This is a genomic window from Zoogloea oryzae, assembly GCF_030161255.1.
GTDB classification, from domain to species: Bacteria; Pseudomonadota; Gammaproteobacteria; order Burkholderiales; family Rhodocyclaceae; genus Zoogloea; species Zoogloea oryzae.
Genome location: NZ_BSPX01000122.1, coordinates 1 through 6,706, shown reverse-complemented (window position 1 = coordinate 6,706; position 6,706 = coordinate 1). Strand labels below are relative to the sequence as shown.

6 protein-coding genes and 1 pseudogene are annotated in these 6,706 nt (G+C 68.4%); 2 read left to right on the top strand and 5 right to left on the bottom strand.

Annotation, left to right across the window (positions count from 1 at the left end; all coding sequences use genetic code 11):
* Both QQK25_RS21720 and QQK25_RS21715 read left to right on the top strand, forming a co-directional pair.
* Positions 1 to 341: PEP-utilizing enzyme (locus QQK25_RS21720; protein WP_284189833.1), on the top strand; the 341-nt coding region annotated here is incomplete at its 5' end.
* A 168-nt stretch (positions 342 to 509) separates the two neighbouring features.
* The gene (locus QQK25_RS21715) at positions 510 to 1,238 is read left to right on the top strand and encodes a CDC27 family protein (protein WP_284189832.1); all 729 of its coding nucleotides are present in this window, start codon (positions 510 to 512) and stop codon (positions 1,236 to 1,238) included.
* 96 nt (positions 1,239 to 1,334) lie between these two features.
* On the opposite strand, the gene QQK25_RS21710 is transcribed toward QQK25_RS21715, so the two are convergent.
* The 5 genes and pseudogenes from QQK25_RS21710 to QQK25_RS21690 form a co-directional block, all read right to left on the bottom strand.
* Positions 1,335 to 1,739, bottom strand: coding sequence for an H-NS family nucleoid-associated regulatory protein (locus QQK25_RS21710; protein ID WP_284189831.1), 405 nt, complete (start codon positions 1,737 to 1,739; stop codon positions 1,335 to 1,337).
* A 165-nt stretch (positions 1,740 to 1,904) separates the two neighbouring features.
* Positions 1,905 to 3,410: a lysine--tRNA ligase gene (gene lysS / locus QQK25_RS21705; RefSeq protein ID WP_284189830.1), complete on the bottom strand. Its 1,506-nt coding sequence runs from the start codon at positions 3,408 to 3,410 to the stop codon at positions 1,905 to 1,907.
* A gap of 126 nt (positions 3,411 to 3,536) precedes the next feature.
* Entirely contained in the window at positions 3,537 to 4,637 is a 1,101-nt protein-coding gene (locus QQK25_RS21700; protein WP_153159859.1) for a GGDEF domain-containing protein, read from the bottom strand.
* Between the two features lie 79 nt (positions 4,638 to 4,716).
* Positions 4,717 to 5,928, bottom strand: coding sequence for a hypothetical protein (locus tag QQK25_RS21695; protein ID WP_284189829.1), 1,212 nt, complete (start codon positions 5,926 to 5,928; stop codon positions 4,717 to 4,719).
* A 14-nt stretch (positions 5,929 to 5,942) separates the two neighbouring features.
* A pseudogene (locus QQK25_RS21690) lies at positions 5,943 to 6,706 on the bottom strand (chromosome segregation protein SMC); the annotation flags it as partial.

The window sequence follows — 6,706 nt, the reverse complement described above, 5'->3', positions numbered from 1 at the left end:
CGCCGCTGGCGGGGCGGGATGCCTGGCGCGGGGTGGCCACGGGCACCGGCGTGGCGCGGGGCCGTGCGCGGCTGCTGCGCCATCCGGATGAGGGCGGGCGTCTGCTGCCGGGCGAGATTCTCGTTGCGCCATCCACCGATCCGGGCTGGACGCCGCTGTTCCTGAAAGCCGGCGGGCTGGTGGTGGAAACGGGCGGTTACCTGTCCCACGGGGCGATCGTGGCGCGAGAGTTTGCGCTGCCGGCGGTGGTCAATCTGCCGGGCATCCTGACGGTGCTACGCGACGGTGACGAGGTGGAGGTGGATGGCCTGAGTGGAACGGTCCGGCGCGTCGGGGGGTGATAGGCTGCGCCGGGAGCAGCCGACATCCGGCTGAGGCTTTCGTCATGGCGGCGGGAGGGGGCGATGTGTATGATCGTGCGTCGCCCACTGCGCCCCGATCCGGGGCGGGCCCACGATCAACCCCCGCGGCTGCCGGACCGGCGTCCGGCCACGTAGAACGAATCGATCATGCTCGGTACAAAAAAGGCTCCCCTCCTGCTCGCCCTTTGCGCGGGCGCCCTGTTCGGCCTGTCTGCGGCTCCGGCCCGGGCGGGGGATGTGACGGTGACACCCGTCGAATGGTACGCGCTGCCGGATTTCTGCCGCCCGGCGATCCTCGGTTCGATCTACATCCAGCGGGTGCCCTTCGAGCTGCGCGGCAACGTGACGGAAGGGCCCAAGACGTCCGGCGGCGCCCGGAATCCTTCGGGCATCCCCGGGCCGCACCACTTCTGTTACGGGCTGATCCACCTGGGCCGTGCCAAGCGCGGTGCCGAGAAGTTCGACACGGCAGTGAGCGAGTTCAACTATTCTTACGGGCAGATGAACCGCAACGCGCCGATGTTCTCGTACGTGAGCGCCAACCTGGGCCGCGCGCTGTACGGCCAGCGCAAGAAGGCTGACGCGGCGAAGGTGTGGACCGAGGCCATCGCGCTGCAGCCCCAGCGGCGGGAATCCTACCTGGCCCTGGCCGAGGGCCTGCTCAGCGAACATCGCCCCGACGAGGCGCTGAAGGTGTTGCTGAAGTACGAGGAGAACAAGGAAAGCGATTACCCGGACGCCGAGCACTTTCTGGCCCAGACCTACTTCGACCTGAAGAAGTACGGTGAGGCCAAGACCCACGCCGAGCGGGCCTACGCGCTGGGGTATCCGGTGTTCGGCCTGCGGGACAAGCTGAAGCAGCTCGGCAAGTGGTAGCGAGGGTCGATTTGTAGCAAAAACGGCAACAATGATCGGTTCATTGTTGCCGTTTTTGTTTTGTGGCGGGGGCGTCGGCGCGATGCGCCGGGAGACTCAACGGGGGCGCAGGCTTTCGGGGATGGGCCGCGGCGCGAGTTTTTCGGCGGCGATTTCGAGGGCGTAAAGCGTGCCGCCAGTGACCAGCCAGGCATGGACCCAGTCCGGTGTGGGGCCGACGCCCGACCAGGTGAGGGCCCGGTTGGACGGGTGCATGTAGCGGATCTTCGTTTCGGCTTCGCGGGCGCGGGCGGCCTGTTCGGCTTCTTCCTTCGCCTTGCGTTCGGCCTCGGCGGCATCGCGGATGGCCTTCTCGGCGGCGGCGCGGGCCGCAGCTTCGGCTTCCTCGACGGCGCGGCGCGCCCGTTCTTCCTCTTCCTTTTCCCGTTTGGCGATTTCAGCCTTGATCTGCTCGGCGAGCGCTTCCAGCTCTGGTAAATCGTAGGACTTCAGTTCGGTCATGGGGCGGCGATGCAGGGGGACGGTCGATGAACCAACGGCGGGAACATATCAGGGCTGAAGGGCCTCCGGGTGGCGATTGTGTGACATTCGTTCCCTGTGTCACACCCGCGGCGGTAGAAAAAACCCGCCGGGCCGGAGCCGGGCGGGCGGGGTGTCGATGGTGGCTTATTCGGACTCGGGACGCATCTGCGGGAACAGGATGACGTCGCGGATCGCCGGGCTGTCGGTGAGCAGCATGACCAGCCGGTCGATGCCGATGCCGCAGCCGCCGGTGGGGGGCAGGCCGTACTCGAGGGCGCGGATGTAGTCGGCGTCGTAGTACATGGCTTCCTCGTCGCCGGCGTCCTTGGCCTGGGCCTGGGCCTGGAAGCGGGCGGCCTGGTCTTCGGGGTCGTTGAGCTCGGAGAAGCCGTTGGCGATCTCGCGGCCGACGATGAAGAGCTCGAAGCGCTCGGTGATCTCGGGGTTGCTGTCGGAGGCGCGGGCCAGCGGGCTGACTTCAACCGGGTAGTCGATGATGAAGGTCGGCTCCCAGGTCTCGGCTTCGGCGCAGGCTTCGAAGAGCTGCAGCTGCAGGCTGCCGAGGCCGCCCGGCTTCACCTTCTCGCCGAAATCCTTGATCTTCTGCTTGAGCCAGTCGGCGTCGGCCAGCTGGGCATCGGTGAAGCCGGGGTGGTGCTTGCGGATGGCTTCGACGATGGTCAGGCGGTGGAAGGGCTTGGACAGGTCGAGCTGGCGGCCCTGGTAGGTGAACACCTCGGTGCCCAGCGCCTCGCGGGCGGCGTGGCGCAGCAGGCCTTCGGTGAAGTCCATGAGGGTGCGGTAGTTCGCGTAGGCCTCGTAGAACTCCATCATCGTGAATTCGGGGTTGTGACGCGGCGAGAGGCCTTCGTTGCGGAAGTTGCGATTGACCTCGAAGACCTTCTCGAAACCGCCGACCACCAGGCGCTTGAGGTAGAGCTCGGGCGCGATGCGCAGGAACTGCTGCATGTCGAGCGCGTTGTGGTGGGTGACGAAGGGCTTGGCCGAGGCGCCGCCGGGGATGGGGTGCATCATCGGCGTCTCGACTTCGAGGAAGCCGTGGGTCGTCATGTAGTTGCGGATCGACTGGACCAGACGGCTGCGGGCCACGAAGGTGTGGCGGGATTCGTCGCTCATGATGAGGTCGACGTAGCGCTGGCGGTACTTGGTCTCGGTGTCGGTGAGGCCGTGGAACTTGTCGGGCAGCGGGCGCAGGCTCTTGGTGAGCAGGCGCAGCTCGGACGACTTGACCGACAACTCGCCGGTCTTGGTGCGGAACAGGGTGCCGATGGTGCCGACGATGTCGCCGATGTCCCAGTGCTTGAAGTCGGCGTAGACCTCTTCGCCCACGCCGTCGCGGGTGACGTAGAGCTGGATGCGGCCGGACAGATCCTGGATGGTGATGAAGCTGGCCTTGCCCATCACACGCTTGAGCATGATGCGACCGGCGACCTTGACTTCGACGGGCATCGCTTCGAGTTCTTCAGCGGTTTTTTCGCCGTAGAGCTCGTCGAGTTTGCCGGCGGTGTTCTCCCGGGAGAAATCGTTCGGATACGCGCGGCCGGTGGCGCGCCATTCGGCGAGCTTCTGACGGCGTTCGGCGATCAGGTGGTTTTCGTCCTGGGCGGGCGTGTTGGTCTGGTCGGACATTTTGGGCTCTTCAATCAACGGAATCGGGTGCGGCAGCATCACAAAACGCCGCAAAGCCCTGAATTCTGACACATTCGGGCCCGCCCGTCGTGGGCTGGAGGGGGCAACGCGCCGTCCGGCGCCGCCCTACAGGAAGATTTCGTCGATGTCGGACTGGATCTGGGCCTGGCCGGCCGGGGTGGTGATGCGCAGTTTGCCGCTCATGATGAGCTCGTCGAAGCCATTGACCTGGTTGCGGCCGTGCTCCTTGGAGTAGTAGAGGGCCTCGTCGGCGCGGCCGAGGAGCTCGGCCGGCGACAGGCGCGGGTCGATCCGCGAGAAGCCCACCGAGCAGGCCACGCGCCCGACGCGGGGGAAGTCGAAGCGTTCCACGGCGCGGCGGAAACGGTCGAAGATGTTCTGGACGTGATCCTCGGCCACGTTGCGCAGCATGATCACGAACTCTTCGCCGCCGAAGCGGAAGAGCTTGTCGTTGCTGCGGAAGCTCTGGCGCATGAGGTCGGCCACGCGCAGCAGCACCTCGTCGCCGAAGAGGTGACCGAAGTTGTCGTTGATCTTCTTGAAGTGGTCGATATCCACCACGCCCAGCCAGCATGGCTGGGTGATTGCCGGGCTTTGCTCGCGGCGCTCCTGGGGCGCCTTGAGGGCCTGTTCGGCCAGCTCGGCGGCAGCGATCAGGCGCTCGAAGTCGTCGTCGAAGGTCTTGCGGTTGAGGAGCCGGGTGAGGGTGTCGAGGTTGGCGTATTCCCACTGCAGCTGCTGGTTCTCGAAGCAGCGCAGGAACAGCGCGAGGGCGCTGCAGTCGGCGTCACGGGGCGGGGTGCGGGTGTGGATCTCGAGTACCCAGCGGGCCTGGCCGAGGGCGCCGATGGCGAAGGCGAGGCGCCACAGGTCGCCTTCCTGGTGAATGGCGTGGCCGAAGTCGGTCTCGAGGCAGCTGCCCAGCAGCGGATCGACCGGCAACCAGGATTTGCCGTCGCAGACGTCGTCCCAGTAGGTGTCGGTGCCGTCCGACACGCAGCAGCCCAGGAGGCCCACGGTGTGGTCGGGCGGGGTGAAGCGCACCGCGAAGAGCAGGCCGAAGCTGCCATCGAGAAAGCGCATGGCACATTCGGCAGCAGTGCGGAAGATCATCCGCAGATCCCGCGTCCGCGACAAGACCTCGGCGCCTGCGAGAAGATCGAGCAGGCGGGGCGAGGATGGGGACGACGCGGGGGGCGAAGGCATGGCGCGCAGCGGGACGGTATTCGTGTGGAGCCAAATAACGTCCGGCGCCGGGAAATCTGAAGCAGCCCGGCGGGTGCGCTCAGAGATAGCCTTCCTGCTCGCCTTTCAGTTGCTGCTGGTGGATGTGCGCGGCAAGGGCGCGGAGGGCGTCGGGCAGCGGCGTGCCCGCCACCAGCCTGTCGAGCAGGGCCTGGTCGCGCTCGGTGAGGGGGCGCTTGGCTGGCAGGGCGTCGAGGTCGTCGGGGGACATCTTCCAGGGCTGCCAGTCGAGCCCCGCGTCGGTCCACAGGTGCCCGGCCTGGAGCGCGATGGCGATGCCGTCCGGGTCGGGGTCGCAGGCGATTTGCGCGGGGGCCGGCAGGTGACGTAGCAGGCTGGCGACGGCGCGCCGCCACCAGGAGGGCGGGTAGCCGGGCAGCCACAGCACGGCTTCGTCGGGCGGGCTGGTGCGGGCCACGCGCTCGAAGCTGGTCCGGTTCTCGACCAGACGCCAGACTAACGGCGCGGGGCTGGCTGCGGTGATGGCGTCGATGGTCGCCGGGGTGAGGGCGGCAAAGTCGGGGACGGCGGCGAGGGGCCAGCTGGCGTCGGTCAGCTGCAGCGTGGCCGGGAGGCGCAGCAGGATGAGGGGCGTGTGGCCGCTGATGCGGAAATCGTCGAGGGACACGGCGCCCTCCAGCCAGCTTTTCTCGGCGTCGCTGATCTGCTTGGTGTCACCCCGGGCAAACTGGGCGAAGTCGCGCCAGGTGCCGGCACGCTGGTCGGCCTGCCAGCGCTCCAGGGCGTCGAGCAGGGCGTGGCGGGCGAGGGCGCGGGCCGGGGGCAGGGCGTCGAGGGCTTCCGCGGCGACGTCGAGCTCGGGGAGCGAGAAGCGGCGCTGCCGGATGTCCTGCCAGGCTTTCAGGTCGGCGTCGGGTTCGGCCAGGCCGAGGTCGCGGCGCAGCCCGGACGGGGCGATGAAGCGGATCTGCCGCGGCCACCAGTGCCCGCGCTCGTGGTGCTCTTCGATCTCGACGACGCCGGCCCGGAGCAGCGTCTGGAGGAGCCTGTCGGCGGTCATGGCGCGGTGCGGGCCGGCGGCCCGGAGCAGCGTCTCGTGGCGGATGGCCTTGTCGGATGCGCGGCGGACCCAGTCGGCGAGGAGCTTGCGGTCGTCGGCCGGCCAGGTGTCGAGGTCGAGCGGCCTGGGGCTGCCGAGGCGCAGCCGGCGTTGGCCCTTCAGGCTCGCCCGCAGCGGGTCGTCGAGCCGGCAGGTGCGGATTCCGTCTGCGTCGGGGGCGCTCCAGTCCATGACCGTCTCCGCCGTCAGATGGCCCGCTGGATGAGGCCGATGGGCGGGGCCCAGTCGTCGCCGGGTTTCTTCTTGCGGGTGACCAGGGTGAGCTGGGCCGGGGCGAAGACGTTGGCGTTGTGGGTGACCGGGGTGGTGATGAGGTACTGGGCGCGGGTGGCGCGCAGGAAGCTGCCGACCCGGTCGATGTTGGCGATGTCCAGGTGCGCGAAGGGCTCGTCGATGAACACGAAGCCGCCGGGGCGGGCTTCGTCCATCAAGAGGGCGATCAGCAGGATCAGGGATTTCATCACCTGCTGGCCGCCGGAGGCTTCGCCGTCGTTGAGGCCGACGGCGCCCTTGCGGTCGAAGTCGAAGCGCACCTCGAGGCCGGCGGACGACAGCGCCCGGTCGTCGTTTTCGAGGTGGGGCACCGGGCAGTCCACATCCACGTTGGCCAGCTCGCCCAGGGCGCGCAGGTTCTTGCCGTACTGGCGCACGGTGGCGCGCAGCTTGGCGATGTAGGCGGCGCGGGCTTCGGTGGTGATGTGGCGGGCGGCGTTGCAGTGGCGCTCGCGCTCCTGGTACTGGGTTTCCCGCTCGGTGACGTCGGCGCGCAGGCGGCCGGCAAGGGTGAGCACGGTGTCGTCGGTGACCCAGTCGCCGTCGGCGAGGCGCTGGCGCAGGCGGTCGAGCTCGGACCGGGCGCCGCGGGCGTCGCCGTATTTCTCGGCGAGCAGGGCGTTCTGCTGGGCGTCGCGCCAGTCGGCGGGCATGCCGCGGCGCAGCCGGCGCAGGC

Coding starts and splice junctions, on each gene's coding strand:
- QQK25_RS21715 (WP_284189832.1), top strand. CDS start 510: ATGCTCGGTACAAAAAAGGCTCCCCTCCTGCTCGCCCTTTGCGCGGGC.
- QQK25_RS21710 (WP_284189831.1), bottom strand. CDS start 1,739: ATGACCGAACTGAAGTCCTACGATTTACCAGAGCTGGAAGCGCTCGCC.
- lysS (WP_284189830.1), bottom strand. CDS start 3,410: ATGTCCGACCAGACCAACACGCCCGCCCAGGACGAAAACCACCTGATC.
- QQK25_RS21700 (WP_153159859.1), bottom strand. CDS start 4,637: ATGCCTTCGCCCCCCGCGTCGTCCCCATCCTCGCCCCGCCTGCTCGAT.
- QQK25_RS21695 (WP_284189829.1), bottom strand. CDS start 5,928: ATGGACTGGAGCGCCCCCGACGCAGACGGAATCCGCACCTGCCGGCTC.